Source organism: Streptomyces yongxingensis, assembly GCF_055597465.1.
Genome location: NZ_CM145717.1, coordinates 3,954,388 through 3,970,273, shown reverse-complemented (window position 1 = coordinate 3,970,273; position 15,886 = coordinate 3,954,388). Strand labels below are relative to the sequence as shown.

The 15,886-nt window shown below is 67.3% G+C and carries 18 protein-coding genes; 14 read left to right on the top strand and 4 right to left on the bottom strand.

The window, feature by feature from the left end:
* The first annotated feature begins 162 nt into the window (after positions 1–162).
* The gene (gene glgP / locus ACZ6TD_RS16555) at positions 163–2,841 is read left to right on the top strand and encodes an alpha-glucan family phosphorylase (RefSeq protein WP_471354735.1); all 2,679 of its coding nucleotides are present in this window, start codon (positions 163–165) and stop codon (positions 2,839–2,841) included.
* A gap of 79 nt (positions 2,842–2,920) precedes the next feature.
* Here the strand turns inward: glgP and map are convergent, their stop codons facing one another.
* The gene (map, locus tag ACZ6TD_RS16550; protein ID WP_471354733.1) at positions 2,921–3,703 is read right to left on the bottom strand and encodes a type I methionyl aminopeptidase; all 783 of its coding nucleotides are present in this window, start codon (positions 3,701–3,703) and stop codon (positions 2,921–2,923) included.
* A gap of 65 nt (positions 3,704–3,768) precedes the next feature.
* Between map and ACZ6TD_RS16545 the strand changes: the two genes are divergently transcribed.
* From ACZ6TD_RS16545 to ACZ6TD_RS16535, 3 genes are all read left to right on the top strand, one after another.
* Positions 3,769–4,068: a helix-turn-helix domain-containing protein gene (locus tag ACZ6TD_RS16545; RefSeq protein WP_471354732.1), complete on the top strand. Its 300-nt coding sequence runs from the start codon at positions 3,769–3,771 to the stop codon at positions 4,066–4,068.
* A gap of 133 nt (positions 4,069–4,201) precedes the next feature.
* Positions 4,202–5,299, top strand: coding sequence for a hypothetical protein (locus ACZ6TD_RS16540; RefSeq protein WP_471354730.1), 1,098 nt, complete (start codon positions 4,202–4,204; stop codon positions 5,297–5,299).
* Positions 5,300–5,488: 189 nt separating this feature from the next.
* Positions 5,489–6,067, top strand: coding sequence for a histidine phosphatase family protein (locus ACZ6TD_RS16535; RefSeq protein ID WP_471354728.1), 579 nt, complete (start codon positions 5,489–5,491; stop codon positions 6,065–6,067).
* Here ACZ6TD_RS16535 and ACZ6TD_RS16530 read toward each other — a convergent pair.
* The gene (locus tag ACZ6TD_RS16530; RefSeq protein ID WP_471354726.1) at positions 6,064–6,393 is read right to left on the bottom strand and encodes a hypothetical protein; all 330 of its coding nucleotides are present in this window, start codon (positions 6,391–6,393) and stop codon (positions 6,064–6,066) included. The genes ACZ6TD_RS16535 and ACZ6TD_RS16530 overlap by 4 nt on opposite strands.
* A 198-nt stretch (positions 6,394–6,591) precedes the next feature.
* On the opposite strand from ACZ6TD_RS16530, the gene ACZ6TD_RS16525 reads away from it, so the two are divergent.
* The 8 genes from ACZ6TD_RS16525 to ACZ6TD_RS16490 all read left to right on the top strand — a co-directional run bounded on the left by ACZ6TD_RS16525 (position 6,592) and on the right by ACZ6TD_RS16490 (position 11,035).
* The gene (locus ACZ6TD_RS16525; RefSeq protein ID WP_471357791.1) at positions 6,592–7,443 is read left to right on the top strand and encodes a helix-turn-helix domain-containing protein; all 852 of its coding nucleotides are present in this window, start codon (positions 6,592–6,594) and stop codon (positions 7,441–7,443) included.
* A 12-nt stretch (positions 7,444–7,455) separates the two neighbouring features.
* Positions 7,456–7,656, top strand: a complete 201-nt coding sequence (locus ACZ6TD_RS16520) for a DUF397 domain-containing protein (protein WP_471354724.1) — start codon at positions 7,456–7,458, stop codon at positions 7,654–7,656.
* Between the two features lie 80 nt (positions 7,657–7,736).
* The gene (locus ACZ6TD_RS16515) at positions 7,737–8,252 is read left to right on the top strand and encodes a DUF6879 family protein (RefSeq protein WP_471354722.1); all 516 of its coding nucleotides are present in this window, start codon (positions 7,737–7,739) and stop codon (positions 8,250–8,252) included.
* Positions 8,253–8,369: 117 nt separating this feature from the next.
* Positions 8,370–8,573 carry a hypothetical protein gene (locus tag ACZ6TD_RS16510; RefSeq protein WP_037964362.1) on the top strand — a complete coding sequence of 68 codons (204 nt, stop codon included), beginning with the start codon at positions 8,370–8,372 and terminating at the stop codon, positions 8,571–8,573.
* The gene (locus ACZ6TD_RS16505; RefSeq protein ID WP_471354720.1) at positions 8,557–9,081 is read left to right on the top strand and encodes a DUF6879 family protein; all 525 of its coding nucleotides are present in this window, start codon (positions 8,557–8,559) and stop codon (positions 9,079–9,081) included. Before ACZ6TD_RS16510 ends, ACZ6TD_RS16505 begins: the two co-directional genes overlap by 17 nt.
* The gene (locus tag ACZ6TD_RS16500; protein WP_471354718.1) at positions 9,057–9,908 is read left to right on the top strand and encodes a helix-turn-helix domain-containing protein; all 852 of its coding nucleotides are present in this window, start codon (positions 9,057–9,059) and stop codon (positions 9,906–9,908) included. The genes ACZ6TD_RS16505 and ACZ6TD_RS16500 overlap by 25 nt, the downstream gene beginning before the upstream one ends.
* 60 nt (positions 9,909–9,968) lie before the next feature.
* A complete protein-coding gene (locus ACZ6TD_RS16495) occupies positions 9,969–10,280 on the top strand; it encodes a hypothetical protein (RefSeq protein ID WP_471354716.1) in 312 nt (103 codons plus the stop codon).
* Positions 10,281–10,588: 308 nt separating this feature from the next.
* A complete protein-coding gene (locus tag ACZ6TD_RS16490; RefSeq protein ID WP_471354714.1) occupies positions 10,589–11,035 on the top strand; it encodes a hypothetical protein in 447 nt (148 codons plus the stop codon).
* A 367-nt stretch (positions 11,036–11,402) separates the two neighbouring features.
* On the opposite strand, the gene ACZ6TD_RS16485 is transcribed toward ACZ6TD_RS16490, so the two are convergent.
* A complete protein-coding gene (locus ACZ6TD_RS16485; protein ID WP_471354713.1) occupies positions 11,403–11,942 on the bottom strand; it encodes a DUF6879 family protein in 540 nt (179 codons plus the stop codon).
* A 261-nt stretch (positions 11,943–12,203) separates the two neighbouring features.
* Between ACZ6TD_RS16485 and ACZ6TD_RS16480 the strand changes: the two genes are divergently transcribed.
* Together ACZ6TD_RS16480 and ACZ6TD_RS16475 are read left to right on the top strand one after the other, a co-directional pair.
* Complete coding sequence (locus ACZ6TD_RS16480; protein WP_471357788.1) at positions 12,204–12,401, top strand: hypothetical protein; 198 nt, start codon at positions 12,204–12,206, stop codon at positions 12,399–12,401.
* 21 nt (positions 12,402–12,422) lie between these two features.
* Positions 12,423–14,144 carry a phosphate ABC transporter substrate-binding protein gene (locus ACZ6TD_RS16475; RefSeq protein WP_471354711.1) on the top strand — a complete coding sequence of 574 codons (1,722 nt, stop codon included), beginning with the start codon at positions 12,423–12,425 and terminating at the stop codon, positions 14,142–14,144.
* A gap of 66 nt (positions 14,145–14,210) precedes the next feature.
* Here ACZ6TD_RS16475 and ACZ6TD_RS16470 read toward each other — a convergent pair whose 3' ends face one another.
* Positions 14,211–15,881 carry a M4 family metallopeptidase gene (locus tag ACZ6TD_RS16470; RefSeq protein ID WP_471354709.1) on the bottom strand — a complete coding sequence of 557 codons (1,671 nt, stop codon included), beginning with the start codon at positions 15,879–15,881 and terminating at the stop codon, positions 14,211–14,213.
* Between the last annotated feature and the right edge of the window lie 5 nt (positions 15,882–15,886).

Sequence of the window (15,886 nt, the reverse complement as noted above, 5' to 3'; positions counted from 1 at the left end):
GTGCGAACTGTCCCGAGAGCGCACGTGGTCCTCCAAGGCATGGGGGGAAGATGTGACCCCTAGTCGTCCCCTTGGCCGGAAAGGTTGCCGCCTTCGGGCCGACTTCTCGGGAGCGGGGCGAAACAGCCGAAACGGGGACTCGTCGGCCGCTACCGTCGAAGAGTGAAGGCCATTCGTCGATTCAGCGTGCGCCCCGTCCTTCCGGAGCCCCTGCGACCGCTCAACCGGCTGGCGCGCAATCTGCGCTGGTCCTGGCACCCCGAGACCCGCGAGCTCTTCGAGTCCGTGGACCCCGAGGGATGGCGGGAGTCGGGCGGCGACCCGGTGCGGCTGCTGGGCGCCGTGCCCCTCTCCCGGCTCGCGGACCTCGCCGAGGACCGCTCCTTCCTGCGCCGTCTCACGGCGGCCGCGGATGATCTGCACGACTATCTGACCGGGCCCCGGTGGTATCAGGGGCGGGCCGCCGCCGAGGACAGAGCCGGGCCGATCCCCGTCGAGTCCGTACCTCCTGCGTCCGTAGCCACATCCGCCCCCTCCGGACCACCGGCTCCCTCCGGGCCATCCGCCCCCTCCGGACTGCCCACCGCCATCGCCTATTTCTCGCCGGAGTTCGGGATCACCGCCGCCCTGCCCCAGTACTCAGGCGGCCTTGGCATCCTCGCCGGTGACCACCTCAAGGCCGCCAGCGACCTCGGCGTCCCCCTGATGGGCGTCGGCCTGCTCTACCGCCACGGCTACTTCCGGCAGTCGCTCTCCCGCGACGGCTGGCAGCAGGAGCACTATCCGGTCCTGGACCCCGACGAGCTCCCGCTCACCCAGTTGTGCGAGGCGGACGGCCGGCCCGTCCGGATCCCGCTCACCCTGCCCGGCGGCCGTCCGCTCCACGCCCGCGTCTGGCAGGCCCAGGTGGGCAGGGTGCCGCTGCTGCTGCTCGACTCCGACGTGGAGGAGAACGGCCACGGTGAGCGCGAGGTCACCGACCGGCTCTACGGCGGCGGCAGCGAGCACCGGCTGCTCCAGGAGATGCTGCTGGGCATCGGCGGCGTCCGCGCCCTGCGCGCGTACTGCCGGCTCACCGGCCACCCCGAACCCGAGGTGTTCCACACCAACGAGGGCCACGCCGGATTCCAGGGCCTGGAGCGCATCCGCGAACTGATCGCGGGCGGCGCCGACTTCGACGCCGCCCATGAGGCGGTGCGGGCCGGGACCGTCTTCACCACCCACACCCCCGTCCCCGCCGGGATCGACCGCTTCGACCGCGAGCTGGTGGCCCGCCACTTCGGCGACGACGCCGAACTGCCCGGGATCGAGGTCGAGCGGATCCTCGCGCTCGGCATGGAGACGTACCCCGGCGGGGAGCCCAACCTCTTCAACATGGCCGTCATGGGCCTGCGGCTGGCCCAGCGCGCCAATGGGGTGTCCACCCTGCACGGCCGCGTCAGCCGGGAGATGTTCGCCGGGCTCTGGCCCGGCTTCGACCCCGAGGAGGTGCCCATCACCTCCGTCACCAACGGGGTGCACGCACCCACCTGGACGGCCCCCGAGGTCACCCGGCTCGGCGCCCGCCAGTTCGGCCACCTCGGCGACTCCGAGCTGTGGGAGCTGCGCCGCACCCTGCGCAAGCGGCTGGTCGCCGAGGTCCGGCAGCGGCTGTACGCCTCCTGGCGGCAGCGCGGCGCGGGCACCGCCGAGCTCGGCTGGATCGACGGAGTGCTCGACCCCGACGTCCTCACCATCGGCTTCGCCCGTCGCGTCCCCTCCTACAAGCGGCTCACCCTGATGCTGCGCGACCAGGACCGGCTGATGGAACTGCTGCTCCACCCCGAGCGGCCGATCCAGATCGTCGTCGCGGGCAAGGCCCACCCGGCCGACGACGGCGGCAAGCGCCTCGTCCAGGAACTCGTCCGCTTCGCCGACGACCCCCGGGTGCGCCACCGCCTGGTCTTCCTGCCCGACTACGGCATGGGCATGGCCCAGAAGCTCTACCCCGGCTGCGACGTCTGGCTCAACAACCCGCTGCGCCCCCTGGAGGCATGCGGCACCAGCGGCATGAAGGCGGCCCTGAACGGCTGTCTCAACCTCTCCGTCCTCGACGGCTGGTGGGACGAGTGGTACGAGCCGGACTTCGGCTGGGCCATCCCCACCGCCGACGGCGACGCCATCGACGAGACCCGCCGCGACGACCTGGAGGCCGCCGCTCTCTACGACCTGCTGGAGCAGCGGGTCGCCCCGCGCTTCTACGACCGCGGGCTGGACGGCCTCCCCGGCCGCTGGATCGCCATGGTCCGCCGCACCCTCACCACCCTCGGCCCCAAGGTGCTCGCGGACCGCATGGTCCGCGAATACGTCGAGCGCCTCTACGCCCCCGCCGCCCGCTCCCACCGAGCCCTGAACCTCGAGGCGGCCGCCGAACTGGCCGCCTGGAAGACCCGAATCCGCGCCGCCTGGCCGGACGTCGCCGTCGACCACGTCGAGGCCCACCTCACCCCACCCGCCCCGGGCGGCGCCGCCGAACTCGGCTCGACGCTCTCCCTCCGTGCCCGGGTGCGCCTGGGCGCCCTGGACCCGGCGGACGTCGAAGTCCAGGCCGTGGCGGGCCGGGTGGACGACACCGACCGCATCACCGACGCCACCCACGTCCCCCTCAAACCCACCGCGGGCCCCGACCTCGAAGGCAGCCGCCGCTACGAAGCCCCCCTGGCCCTCAACCGCACCGGCCCCTTCGGCTACACCATCCGCGTCCTCCCCACCCACCCCCTCCTGACCCACCCCGCCGAACCGGGCCTCATCGCCATCCCCTCGGAGACCACATCGGAGGCGGCGGGAGTCCTGATGCGGTGAGCCTCCGGCTGCTGGAGGGGTGACGGACCGTCCGGCACGGGGGAATTGGATGAGCGACCCGGGGCCGCGATCACCCTCCTTACGGCCGCGCCTGCTTCGGCAAGGTGAGGATTTCGGCTCCGTCGTCGGTGATGGCGATCGTGTGCTCGCTGTGTGCCGTCCGGCAGCCTGTCGCACTGCGGAGGGTCCACCCGTCGGCGTCGGTGACGAGTTCAGCGGTGTCCGCCATGACCCACGGCTCCAGTGCCAGCAGCAGCCCAGGGCGCAACTTGTAGCCACGGCCGGGCCGTCCGGTGTTCGCGACGTGCGGGTCCTGGTGCATCGTTGATCCGATGCCATGGCCTCCGAACTCGGTGTTGATCGGGTACCCCGCCTCGCTGAGGACCGTGCCGATGGCATGGGAGAGGTCGCCGATGCGAACCCCGGGCCCGGCGGCGGCGATCCCCGCGGCCAGCGCGCGTTCGGTCGCGCTGATCAACGCGACGCTCTCCGGCGGCTTCGCGTCGCCCACGATGAAGCTGATGGCGGCGTCCGCGGCGACTCCGCCCTGGGAGACGGCGAGGTCGAGTGTCAGCAGATCGCCGTCGGCGAGCGTGTAGTCGTATGGCCGTCCGTGGAGCACGGCGTCATTGACGGCCGTGCAGATGTAGTGACCGAAGGGGCCGCGTCCGAAGGACGGTTCGTAGTCGACGTAGCAGGACAGCGCTCCCGCCTCGACGATCATGGTCTGGGCCCACCGGTCGATGTCCAGAAGGTTCGTGCCGATCGTGCTGCGGCTCTTCAGCGTCTGCAGGATGTCGGCGACCAGGGCGCCGGTGTCCTTTGCTCGGGCCAGCCTGGTGCGGTTCAGGATCTCGATCACGCGGCGCCTTCCTCATGTAACCAATAACTATACCGGCCATACTATACCGGTACTAGAATCGGGCCATGGTCAGGTTGCCGCTCACTCCCGCCGAGGTCGAACGCGGACAGCGCCTCGGCGCCCTCCTGCGTCGGGCCAGGGGAAAACGTTCGATGCTCGATATCGCGCTCGACGCGGGTGTCTCACCGGAGACCCTCCGGAAGATCGAGTCGGGCCGCGTAGCCACCCCCGCCTTTCCGACTATCGCGGCGATCGCCGATGTCCTCGGCCTCTCCCTCGACGCGGTGTGGACCGAGATCAACCAACCCGAAGGTGGTGTCGGACCCACCTCCGGTCACACCGCGCGTGAGCCGTTGGCCTCGTAAGGAACTGAGCGCGGTACGCCCGTAGCCGGTGACGCGGACCTGCGGGAAGGAACCCGGCCTCCGGGAACCCATGCGCCCGGCGCGACGTCTTGGCTGCCGTCACCACAGAGTCGCACGGAGGTCGGATCAGGTCATGGCGCACGAGGGAACCCAGTCGACCGACCGGGTGGCCGATGGCATCGACGACAACCCCACCGAGCAGCGGGGCGGCGGCATCGGCGGGGTGCTCCGGTCGTCGCTGGGCGTCGTCAGACGCTACCGCGGCGCGCTGTACGGCTTCACCCTCCGCGTGTCCGCCCTGACAGCCGTGCTCGGCTGCGCGATCGTGGCCGGCGGGTTCGCGGCGGCGTGGGACACCTTCGAGGGCGTCCGGGACTACGCGGACCGCAACATCGCCAACGAGGACTCCTATGTGGCCTACGCCGACGGTGGCCTGCTCCCGTTGGTGCGGGTCGGCGTCGTGGTGTCGCTGCTGTTGCTCGTGCTGGGACTCCTCGTCGTCTCCGTCCTGCACACCGCGTACGCCATCGGCGACTCTCACGCCACCCGCGACGGCGGACCGCTGACCACCCGCGAACTGTGGCGGCGCACCCGCCGGCGCTTCCCCGCCGCCCTCGTGGTCAACGCGCTGACCGGACTGGCCGTGGGCGCCGTGGAGCTGGCGGGCCTGGTGCTGTTCAGCCTCGTCGACGGCGGCGAGGTGCCCGGTGTCGAGCCCACGCCGCTGGGCGAAACCGCGTCCTGGCAGTACACGCTGGTGGGGTGGGTGATGCCGATCGCCATCTGGTGTCTCGGCCCGCTGCTGTACTTCCGCCTGTCGGCGGCCACCGCCGAGGCGGTGCTGGAGCGCCGTTCCCCCTTCGTGGCGCTGTACCGATCCTGGGTGCTGACCCGCCGCGCACGACGGCGCACCCTCGGCCTGGGCACGCTGGTCACCGCGGCCGCCGTGCTCGTCTTCTGGCCGGCCCGGTACGCGGCCGCTCCCCTCGCCCACTTCGCCGGACTCGGCATGCTGTGGCTCAGCGACGACAATGTGTGGATCACCGGCGTGCTGGTGATGATCTTCCCCACAGCCGTGGCCCTTCTCCTGCTGCCCCCGGTGGTCATGCCGCTGGTGTGCGCGGTGGTCGCCCGTCTCCACGGAGACCTGCGCGCCCGTGAGGAGGCGGGGAGGGGCGCCGGGGCGGTGGGTCCTTCGGCGACCAGCCGCCCAACCGGCGGGGTCGGTTGACCACAGGGCGCGTTTCCTGGTGGGAGAACCGGCGTGGGCCCGGTCCGGCGCAGCACCAAAGGGTGCTGGCCTGACGTCCTGGCCGCCCAACGACACGAACACGCCCGCATCCGCAGCGAGAAGCGCGTCCTCCGGCGACGCCCGCCCCAGCGCACGGGCGGCCTGGACGACGACCGGAACGGAGCCGTCATGGCGGTCGAGATCGTCTACGAAACTCATGCGATCACGGAGGGCAACGAGAACGGCATCGCCACCGGTTGGCTGCCGGGCAAGCTATCCACTGCTGGGCGGCACGTCGCCGCGCAGCTCGGCGACCGCCGCCGCCACGACGACCTCGATGCCGTCTTCGTATCCGACCTCCATCGGGCGATGGAGACCGCCCAGATCGCGTTCGCTGGGACCACCATCCCCATCCACCAGGACCCTCGGCTGCGGGAATGCAATTATGGCGAGCTCAACGGCTGCCCCGTGACCGACCTTGTCCCCGAACGCTCCCGGCACATCGACGTCCCGTTCCCGGGTGGCCAGAGCTATCGCCAGGTCATCGCGGCCACCCGGGACTTCCTCCATGACCTCGCCGGCGACTGGAGCGGACACCGCATCCTGATCACCGCCCACTCCGCCAACAGATGGGCCCTCGACTGCCTACTGACCGGCGCCTCGATCGAAGACCTGGTGGACGCGCCGTTCAGATGGCAGGACGGCCGGCACTACACCCTTCCCACAGACGGGTTGGCCCTCAGAGGCAATGAACCCGACGAACGCTAGGCGGCCAGGTCGGGGCCGAGCGTGGCGGCGGTGGCCGGGGCGAGCCACACGAGCTGGGCGGTGACTCCGTCCCGGGAGAACCACGCCTCCACCCGCTCGGGCGAGGTCAGGATCAACCGCTGCCCCGGGCCGACCACTTCGGTACGCCCCTCCTCGTAGGCCATGCCCCACGCCGCGATCTCCACATCGGCCTCTCCGGTGTCTTCGTACGGGTGGATCCGGGCCACGGCGAAGAGGCGGGGCGCGGTGGCGAGGACGAGCGCGCGGAGTTCTTTGCCGAGGTCGAACGGCTGGGGGGCAGGTTGCTCGGGGGATACGGTGGCCATGCGTGTCTCCTTGTTGGAAGGCGGAGTTGGGAGGGATGGGGGCCAGGCGTGCGGCAGCTGTGGAACTGCCGTCAGAAGGTGGCCCGGATCACAGCGTAGAGCGAAAGGTTGAATTACTTCTACGGTGCATCTAGAAGTCTCTAACCTTGACTTCGTTCCAGTGACCCTTGCACCACCTGTGCGATCGTGGAGGACCGCATGCCGCCAAGGACAACTCCGACCGCACGTCAGCTACGCCTCGGAGTTGAGCTGCGCAAGCTCCGCGAGCGCGCGGGGCTCAACACCCGGGAGGCCGCTGAGCTGATCGGGGCCAACCAGGCCCGCATCAGCAACATCGAGACTGGACGCTTCGGCCTCAGCGAGCGCAGCATCCGCACCTTGGCCGGGAACTACGCATGCGGTGACGAGGCTCTGATCGCCGCGCTCATCGCCATGACCGGCAAACGGAAGCGCGGCTGGTGGGAGGAGTACCGGGAGCTGCTGTCTCCCGGACAGCTCGACCTGGCCGAGTTGGAACACCACGCGGCGGCACTGTTGCTGGCCACTGTGCTCCACATCCCCGGCTTGCTCCAGACCGTCGATCACGCCCGTGCGGTCTTCGCCGAAGGGGTGCCCGCGCTCCCACCGCCCGATGTGGAAGACCGCGTCTCGTACCGCATCAAGCGACAACGCATCCTCTATGGCGAAAGTCCCACCCCTTGCAAGGCGGTGATCCACGAGGCCGCCCTCCGTATGCCCTTCGGCGGGCCACAAACGTCCCGAGCGCAGCTCAAGCACTTGATTGACATGAGCGAACGGGATCACATCACTATCCGGGTGGTTCCGTTCCGTAACGGCACGTTTGCCGGGTCCGGGCAGTCGATCAACTACTTCTCCGGCCCCGTACCCCAACTCGACACGATCCTGTTGGAACAGGCGCACGGCTCCCTCCTGCTCGACGCGGAAGCCCAGTTGCAGAAGTATCGGTTGGTGATCGGCAAGATGGAGGCCATCGCTCTGGAGCCGGACGAGTCCCGCGACTTCATCCATGGCCTCATCCAGGAACTGTGACAAGGAGCAGCAATGGACCCGGTGTCATGGCGGCAGTCCTCCTACTGCCAGGAATCAGCCTCGTGCGTCAACGTCGCCGCAGGTGAGCGCGACTCGATAATGCTCCGCGAGAGCGAGCACCCCGAGGTCGTACTTTCGACCACTCGGGCGCGTCTGAGAATCTTCATACGCGCCGCCAAGTCCGGTCATTTCGACCACGTCGCCGGGCACTGACGACGCTGTGCGGCGGGCGCGCCGCGATGCGTCATCGGATGGCGTACCCCTTAGCGACGACTCGGAGAGGTTCACGATCGATGGCTACAGCGGTACGTCAGGCATTGATCAACGCACGGCGTTCAGCGGTTCACCTGGAAATGCGTGACATCTACACGCCCAGCGACCCTGACTTCGCCGACTGGCGCGCCGGGGTGCGCTTCGACCCCGCAGAGCGGTGGCGGAGCTGGTTCGATCTCGTGGTGTCGACCATCTCGCGGGGTGTTCGGATGCGGCGTGCCCGGATCATTTCCGAGCCCGTCAGCGAATACATCAGATTCGAGTACGACGTGACCGGGCGCCACAATGTCGCCGCAGGGGAGGAGGTGCGGTGGCTGCCCAGAAGGCGGGCGGCTGACTTGGCCCTTCCGGGAGCGAACTTCTGGCTGATCGACGAACAGGTTGTGATCTTCAACCACTTCGATGGCGATGGGAATTGGAACCCGACCACGGACATGGAGGTTCGGTACGAGCCCGACACGGCTAGGCTGGCCGCTTCCGCGTTCGAATCCGTTTGGGAGCGTGCCTTGCCCCACTCGCAGTACTGGCCACTGTGAACCGTCTTGTGGTGGCAGCGCGGTACCGATTTCCCGTTCCGGAAACGTGGAACTCTTGCGCAATGGCTTCGATGCCCGCGAGTATCAACGCGGAAGTTCAGGACAGGGAGGGGACTGATGAAGGTATCGATGCTCGTCAGCACGTGCGACATCAAGGATTGCCCGACCATCTACGCCACAGACCGGGATACCCTGCTGGTGCAGGGTGAGGTGCCCACTGACCATGGGCTGGAGATTCCTGCGAACGAAGGCATCGTGGAGATTCCGATGCAACTCCTCTTCGATCTCATCAGGAAGGCGCTTCGTGACAAGCTCGTCTAAGAACCTCGGCGAGCTGTTCGCCAGCTTCGAACGGGAGGCGTTCCGACTCGAGACGCTGGACGACTACAGTGGTTCGGGTAACACGGAAGCGTACCGCAGGTTCCTCGCAGGAGAGCCGCGTCCGGAGAGCTACAACGACGAATGGGTGGCCGAACTCCGATCCCATACGAGCAAAGGTAAGCGCATCTACCGGGTGCACATCCTTTCGCGTCCCCTCACGCCGTACCTGCGGTTTGAACTCGGCTGGGGGTATCGAACGAATCAGGTCGGCGGTGAAGAGTTTTTCATTCTCGACACCACGGACAAAGCCAACCGCCTCGATGGTGTAGGGGACTTCTGGCTGTTCGACAGTAGAACGCCCGTCGCCATGTATTACGACGACGCAGGAGCGGTCACCGGGCGGGAAACCTTGCCCGAGGCCCGTTCCTCTGAATTCGTCGCGTACCGCGACGCGGCACTGGCCCAGGCGGAGCCCTTCTCTGAATGGTGGGCGAAACACGGGGAGTGAACAGAGGGGAGCTCGGAGCAGCGCTGCGGGCGCTTCGGTTGGCATCCGGAAAGGAAGCCAAGACCGTCGCCCGCAGTGCTGTCATGTCTACCAGCAAGCTGAGTAAGATTGAGACGGGGAAAGTCGCACCGTCTGTTGTGGATGTAGAGGGGATTTTGGTAGCTCTTGGCATCTCTGACGAGGTCAAGAGTGAATATCTTGACGCCGTGCGAGCGGCGGCCACCGAAACCACGGCGTGGCGACTGGTGCGTCGGCTGGGAGTACACAAGGCGCAGCAGCAGACGAGAGCGCTCGAATCCCGAATGAAACTGTTACAGCTCTTCCAGCCTGCCCTGGTTCCCGGTCTGTTGCAAACGCCCGAGTATATCCGCGCTGTCCTTTCTCGCCATGATCTCAGTGAAGACACCCTGACACGCACCATAACCGCTCGCCTTGAGCGTCAGCAAGTTCTGTACGACGACACGAAGAGCCTGAATTTTGTCATCACGGAGAACGTGCTTCGCTGGCGCATCGTGTCGTCCTCCAGGATGGCAGAGCAGATGGACAGGCTTATCTCGCTTTCGCGACTGCCTCATATAAATCTCCGCGTGGTCCCCTTCTCGGTCGAGCAGTGTGACATAGCAAACCATGCATTCGTCATCCGAGACGCGAGAGTCGTGACCGTCGAAACGGTCCATGCTGAACTCGTGGTCACGGATCCGAGAGATGTTGCCCAGTACGTCAATAAGTTCGACGGCTTTTCCTCGGTCGCCCTTCTTGGTGACGGCATGAGAGGAATGATCGAGGGCGTAAGAGACGACTTCTTGCGCGAACAGGAAACTGGCTAGAGGTATTTCCGAGGTGCCTCATAGGTTGAACTGAGCCCACGGCCAGGAGTGCGACGACCTATGAAGATCACTGAAGACCACATCGACGCCATGCGTTCCGAGCGTCACCGCTCGGCCGGAGAAGACGCGAGAGCGGTCGCTGAACTGCTCCGACAGGCACTGGGTCGTCTCGGCTTCACGCCGGACGTAGCCATGCCCCACGGCGAAAAGGGCGACGCCCTGTTTTGGCCGGTCCTGCGGGGTGAGGTGACGGTCTCGGGTCATCCCATGGTCGCCCTCGGCCGTATTCCGCTCGACAGTGCGAACCGGCTCGCGGAAATCCTCATGCGCGCCGCGCTGGAGGAGCGCACCAAGAAGGCCACCACTCAGTGAGCCGTTGATAAGACCCCCGTCCCGGCTGGACCGGAGCCCTGGCAGGTCGAGCCCAGCGCGGAACGGGTGCATGTGCACGACGGCGCGAGGAGAGTCCCCGCGTCGACAGCACTGAAGGGAATCATCTCGATGCGCTTACGCGGATTCAAGGCCGCCGTCCGACAGGACCCGGAGGACGACGGGCCGACCGAGGGCGGTCAGCAGGGTGGATGTGGTGACGGTGACGGCTGCGGCCGGCAGTAAGTACGTGATCTAGATGGGCGGCTCCCACCGCGCGTGGGGGCCGCCCTCACCGAGAGAGCGAGCGCATGCACTATCACGGCTACACCTGGCTCGGGTCCGCACACGAGTTACTCAAGGACGGACCCCGGCGCCCCCTGCACCCGGAGTTCAGATCCAGCAAGGTCGTTCCCCTGGAATGTGCCCACTGGCTGCTTAAACCGGCCTCCTTCGTCCAGGGGACCTGGAGCGATGCGGATCAGGCGGCCGAATGGTTCGGTCGGGAAACGCGGTCCCACGCCGCATCGTTCGCGTCCGAGCACGACCGTGACAGTGTCCGGCTCGTCGTCGCGGTCGGCCGCGCGGCCGAAAGGGTGGCGTGTGGTGAGGATGTGGTCGGCGGCTGGTATCTCACGGGACAGAGATTCCTGTCCGTGTGCCTGATCGCGTGCAGTCCGCACCGCATGCGGCCGGAGATCCCTTGCCCCGTAACTGCCGACGAGATCAGCCAGGTGCCAGATACTCCCACCGCTTGACGTCCGCGCGGTTGTGGAAACCGAACGCCTTGGCGGCGCCAGCCTCTTTCGCCCTGTCTTTGACCACGGCGGAGGTCATGACGAGCAGCAGGTCCAAGCCGGGCTGGCGTTGGCGCTCTCGACCAACCCCGGAGGCGAGGACGAGCAACCGTCCAGCGTGACAGCGGCGACCGGCACGGCCGCACCGACAGCGCTCGTTTGCCAGGAGGCGCGGCTCCACCGTGGCTGATGGCGATACGTGATCTCCTCGCACATGTCATCCCGTTCCCGCTGTGGGCCAGGTGGGACCGGGAGGTCCCGGCCATCAGCCGGGATGGTCGCGCAGGTGACTCGGGACCCCTCCCGAGAGCCGTGCGGTGGTCGCCGCTCACATAGTGGAACGCATCCGTTGTTGAAACTCCGCCGTTGGCGTCGCGTAGTGCCACGCCGCGTCACGCACTTGGCAAGCCCGAACAACCGTCTCGGCGTCCTCGGCCACGTGCACGCCCAGGGTGGCACCGTCCTCGCCGAAGACGAACTTCACGACGATCCGTGAGTCGAAGAGCCAGAAATCGTAGTCCGGCAGACCGATGCGCTGAGCGTCATGCCTGTACACGTTCCGGATGTCCTCCCCTGCCTCGACGTTCCCGAGACCGGAGGCGAGCAGGAAGCGCTGTCCCTCGGTGGGTGGGTCATCGACGAGTCGCACCCGTTCGAAGCGCTTTCCGGCCTCCGTCTGCACCCGGATTCCGGCATGCCAGGGTTGTTCGGGTTCATAGCGCCCGATGTTTTCGCCTGCCTTCCAGCGCTGCCATTTGGCCCCACTGCGATCGGACGCGTAACCGCTCTGTGTCTCCAGTCGCCAAGCAGTGTGTTCGAAATGCTCGAATAGGTGTGCAATGTTGTCAAACGGCACCAGATCCGTCATCCCGCTCCTTTGCTGCGAAGGGGGTCAATAGCTCTCGGGGCAAGTATGTGTCGACGCGCTCGGCGTATGGGTGGCATTCGATACAAAGACCTTGAGTCGGAGGTGACGGTCTCCGTCCCGGCGTCCTCGGTGCGTCGAGCAAGGAGGTGCCGGGCGGGGGTCCGAGTTGTCCGGTTCGGTGCTGTCCGTTGCCCAACGTGGCTTATAGGCTCGCGGGTTGGCTGTCCGCCCGTTTCAGGAGGTGCCGTGCGCGACCAGAAGATGTACTGCTACACCTGCGGAACTGATGAGCTGCACCGTCGGCTCACTGCCAACGAGAAGACCTGGCTCAAGAACCGCACGGGGCGGAAGACGGTCGAGGAGTTCTTCATGTGCAAGGCGCCCGGCTGCCGCAATCTGCGGACGGGTTTCCAGAAGCGTCCCTTCGATCCGGTCATCCGCCTGCCGGACGACCTCTGACACGTGTGAGGCGGCGGCGCCGTGCGGCAGACGCTTGCCGCACGGCGCCGTCGTGGTGGCCGCGCCCCGCGTCCGTGGTGGTTGAACGCGGGACGAACATTGGATGAGAGGTGGGCCACATCGGCCAGTTGTGCGTTCTCGGAGCGTACATTCGCCCCCCTGAAGCCATTGCATGCACGGGGGGCAATCATGAAGTGGCTGGAGCAGTTGACGGCGCCCGAGAATCTGCTGGCGTTGCTCGGCGTCGTGGTGACGGTCGGGGGGCTGTCGTATGAGCGGCTGATTCCCGGGCGGAAGCGTATCGGCTATCGCGTGCAGATGGATACGTTGATAGACGACAGCACCCAGGACGGACCGATTCATCAGCGATTGCGGATGCTGGAGAACACTCCGGATCTGGCCGGGGCCTCCTTGGTGTTGTTGCGGATCGAGAATGACGGGTTTCGGAGCATCGATGCCGACGACTACATCACGGCGCCGGCGACGAATCACCGTGGGCTCACCGCGACCTTTCCCAATCGCACCGTGCGGGATGTGGCGGTCACCGAGCCCAGCCATCCGGATCTGTTGCGGCATCTGCCGCAGCGCGGGACTCCGGAGAATCCCGGGCTGGTCTGTGCGGGCAATGAGATCTCGCTGCCCCGGGTGCCGCTGAACAAGGGGGATCACTTCAAGCTGCTGGTGCTGCTGACGGGTGCCGGGACCGACAAGCCGCCGCATGTGGGCGGGCGGATCAAAGAGGGCCGGATCCGGAACAATGAGAAGTTCCGGCGGCCCAGCAACCGGATGCTCGGGCTCATCGGCAGTCTGCTGGCCATGCTGATGTTCCAGTCGTTCGGTATGCGGCTGTGGCAGGACGATCCGCTGCCGCGCGGCTGTGCCGGGGGGAATCTGACGATCGTCGGCTCGACCGCCTTCAAGCCGGTGGCGCAGGACGCGGGCGAGGCGTATCAAAGCGACTGCCGTGATGCTCATGTCACCGTAGAAGCGCAGGGCAGCGGGCGGGGGACGAGTGCGCTGATCGATGCCGGGGAGGCGGCGAAGGGCGGATTCCCAGCGTATCTCGCCTTTTCCGACGGCCCGGACGGAGATGGGAACCCCAAGCTCAAACAGCATCTGGTGGCGCTGTCCGTCTTCAGCGTGGTGGTGAACAAGGACGTCCGGATATCCGACCTCTCGCTCGACGATCTCCGCAGGCTCTACTCGGGCCGGATCACCAACTGGAACCAGCTGCCCGGCGGAGCCGATCTGCCGGTGCGGCTGGTGAGCCGGGACGCGAAGTCAGGGACCCGCGGGGTGTTCGAGAACCGGGTGCTGGGCGGTAATGAGATCTCGCGGACATCCGACAACTGCCGGGCCCCGAAATTCGCCAAGGACCGCGTCATCCGCTGTGAACTCGACAGCACCGGCGAGGTGTTGAAGACAGTGGCGAACACCCCCGGCGCGATCGGCTACGCCGAATTGCATTCCGCCGAGGAGAGCGCCCAGAAGGGGGATCTCCATCTGGTGGCCCTCGATCACCGCAAGCCTTCCATCGGCGCGGTGCGGGAGCGGACCTACCCCTTCTGGGAGCCGGAGTACGCGTACACCTACACCGCGCCGCCCGCGAACTCCCTGACCTCGAAGTTCCTCGACTATCTGGCCGGGGACACCGGGCGGAACCTCATCGAGACCCACGGCCATCTGCCCTGCGCCGCCGCGGAGAACCAGCGGGCCTGTCAGTTGGCGGCCGGCGGACGGTAGGGGAAGCGGTAGGGAAGGGCGACCGGTCGGCCGGGTGGGTACCTGAGCCCGGCCGACCGGCGAGGCTCACTTGACGTTGACGCCGCCCCAGGCGTTGTCGACCGCCTTGTACTCGGCGCTGCTCGCGCCGTACAGCGCCTTCGCGGCCTTGAGGGTCGCGGTGCGGGCCTTGGCGTAGTTGGTGGTCGAGGTCATGTACGTGGTCAGGGCCTTGTACCAGATCTTCTCGGCCTTGGCGCGGCCGATGCCCTTGACCGTGCGGCCGTCCTTGGTCGGGCTGTTGTAGGTCACCCCGCCGATGACCTTACGGCCGCTGCCCTCGGCCAGCAGGTAGAAGAAGTGGTTGGCGATACCGGAGGTGAAGTGCGGGTCGTCGTCGCCCACACCGCTCTTCCAGTAGTCGTAGGACAGGCCGTCCTTGCTGGGCTTGTCCATGTAGCGCAGCGGAGTGCCGTCGCCGTTGATGTCGATCTTCTCGCCGATGAGGTAGTCACCGGGGTCCTTGGCGTTCTTGGCGTACCACTCCACGGCCGTGCCGAAGATGTCGGAGGTGGCCTCGTTGAGCCCGCCGGACTCGCCGCTGTACTCGAGGTTGGCGGTGGCCGAGGTGAGCCCGTGGCTCATCTCGTGGCCCGCGACGTCGAGCGAGGTGAGGGGCTTCTTGTTGCCCGCGCCGTCGCCGTAGGTCATGCAGAAGCAGGCGTCGTCCCAGAAGGCGTTCTCGTACGCGTCGCCGAAGTGGACGCGGGAGTACGCGGCCTTGCCGTTGCCCTTGATGCCGTTCCGGCCGAGGACCTTCTTGTAGTAGTCCCAGGTCATCGCGGCGCCGTAGTGGGCGTCCACGGCGGCGGTCTGCGCGATGGTGGGCTTGCCGTTGCCCCAGACGTTGTTGGCGTCGTAGAAGGCCGACCCCTTCTTGGTGTCGTCCCACGAGTGCTTGAGGTTGTACGTCTTGTGGCCGCCGCGCGCGGTGTCCTTGAGCAGCCACTGGCTGCCGCTCTTGACCGAGCCGACGGTGACCTTGCCGTTGTGCTGGCCGGTGCCGGTGCCGTTCTCGACGGCCTGGAACTCGTAGAGCTTCCTGCCGGAGTCGGCGTCGGTGATGACGTGCAGCTTGCTGGGCGTACCGTCCTTCTGCACCCCGTTGACGACCGTCTCGTACGCGAGCACGGGCTTGCCGCCGGCGGCCCAGATCACCTTGCGCGCGTCCTCGGCGCCCGCCTGCTTGTCGCCCGCGGCCCGCGCGGCGCTCAGCGCGGACCGCTCGGCGCCGGAGGGGGCGATGGCGGCGCTGGTGTCGGCGACCTTGATGTCGGCGTCGGTCGCCTTGTCGACACCCTGGGAGGCGCCGCCGGCGGACTCATGGACGATCAGATCGCCGCCGAGGACGGGCAGTCCGGCGTAGATGCGCTCGTAGCGGGTGTGGGTGGTGCCGTCGGCGTCCTTGACGACGTCCCTGACGACCAGCTTCTCCTTGGCCCCGAGCCCCAGCGACTTCGCGGTGGAGACAGCGGTGGAGCCCGCCTCCCGCAGCAGCTCGGCGCGGACCGAGGGGGAGAGCGAGACGGCGGAGGCACCCGAGGGGGTGGCCGAGGAGGTGGCCGCGTTCGCGGATCCGGCGGTGGCGCCGGCGGCGAGCAGGGAGGCGGCCAGGGTCGCCGCTCCGGCGGCGAGGGCGGTACGCGAGCGTCTGAGACGGGATATGCCGGATATGCCTGACGTCGAACGTGAATCCACGCGTA

Coding starts and splice junctions, on each gene's coding strand:
- ACZ6TD_RS16495 (WP_471354716.1), top strand. CDS start 9,969: ATGAAGATCACTGAAGACCACATCGACGCCATGCGTTCCGAGCGTCAC.
- ACZ6TD_RS16530 (WP_471354726.1), bottom strand. CDS start 6,393: ATGGCCACCGTATCCCCCGAGCAACCTGCCCCCCAGCCGTTCGACCTC.
- ACZ6TD_RS16515 (WP_471354722.1), top strand. CDS start 7,737: ATGGCTACAGCGGTACGTCAGGCATTGATCAACGCACGGCGTTCAGCG.
- ACZ6TD_RS16535 (WP_471354728.1), top strand. CDS start 5,489: ATGGCGGTCGAGATCGTCTACGAAACTCATGCGATCACGGAGGGCAAC.
- ACZ6TD_RS16485 (WP_471354713.1), bottom strand. CDS start 11,942: ATGACGGATCTGGTGCCGTTTGACAACATTGCACACCTATTCGAGCAT.
- ACZ6TD_RS16545 (WP_471354732.1), top strand. CDS start 3,769: ATGGTCAGGTTGCCGCTCACTCCCGCCGAGGTCGAACGCGGACAGCGC.
- ACZ6TD_RS16520 (WP_471354724.1), top strand. CDS start 7,456: ATGGACCCGGTGTCATGGCGGCAGTCCTCCTACTGCCAGGAATCAGCC.
- ACZ6TD_RS16500 (WP_471354718.1), top strand. CDS start 9,057: ATGGTGGGCGAAACACGGGGAGTGAACAGAGGGGAGCTCGGAGCAGCG.
- ACZ6TD_RS16540 (WP_471354730.1), top strand. CDS start 4,202: ATGGCGCACGAGGGAACCCAGTCGACCGACCGGGTGGCCGATGGCATC.
- ACZ6TD_RS16490 (WP_471354714.1), top strand. CDS start 10,589: ATGCACTATCACGGCTACACCTGGCTCGGGTCCGCACACGAGTTACTC.
- ACZ6TD_RS16525 (WP_471357791.1), top strand. CDS start 6,592: ATGCCGCCAAGGACAACTCCGACCGCACGTCAGCTACGCCTCGGAGTT.
- ACZ6TD_RS16480 (WP_471357788.1), top strand. CDS start 12,204: ATGTACTGCTACACCTGCGGAACTGATGAGCTGCACCGTCGGCTCACT.
- ACZ6TD_RS16510 (WP_037964362.1), top strand. CDS start 8,370: ATGAAGGTATCGATGCTCGTCAGCACGTGCGACATCAAGGATTGCCCG.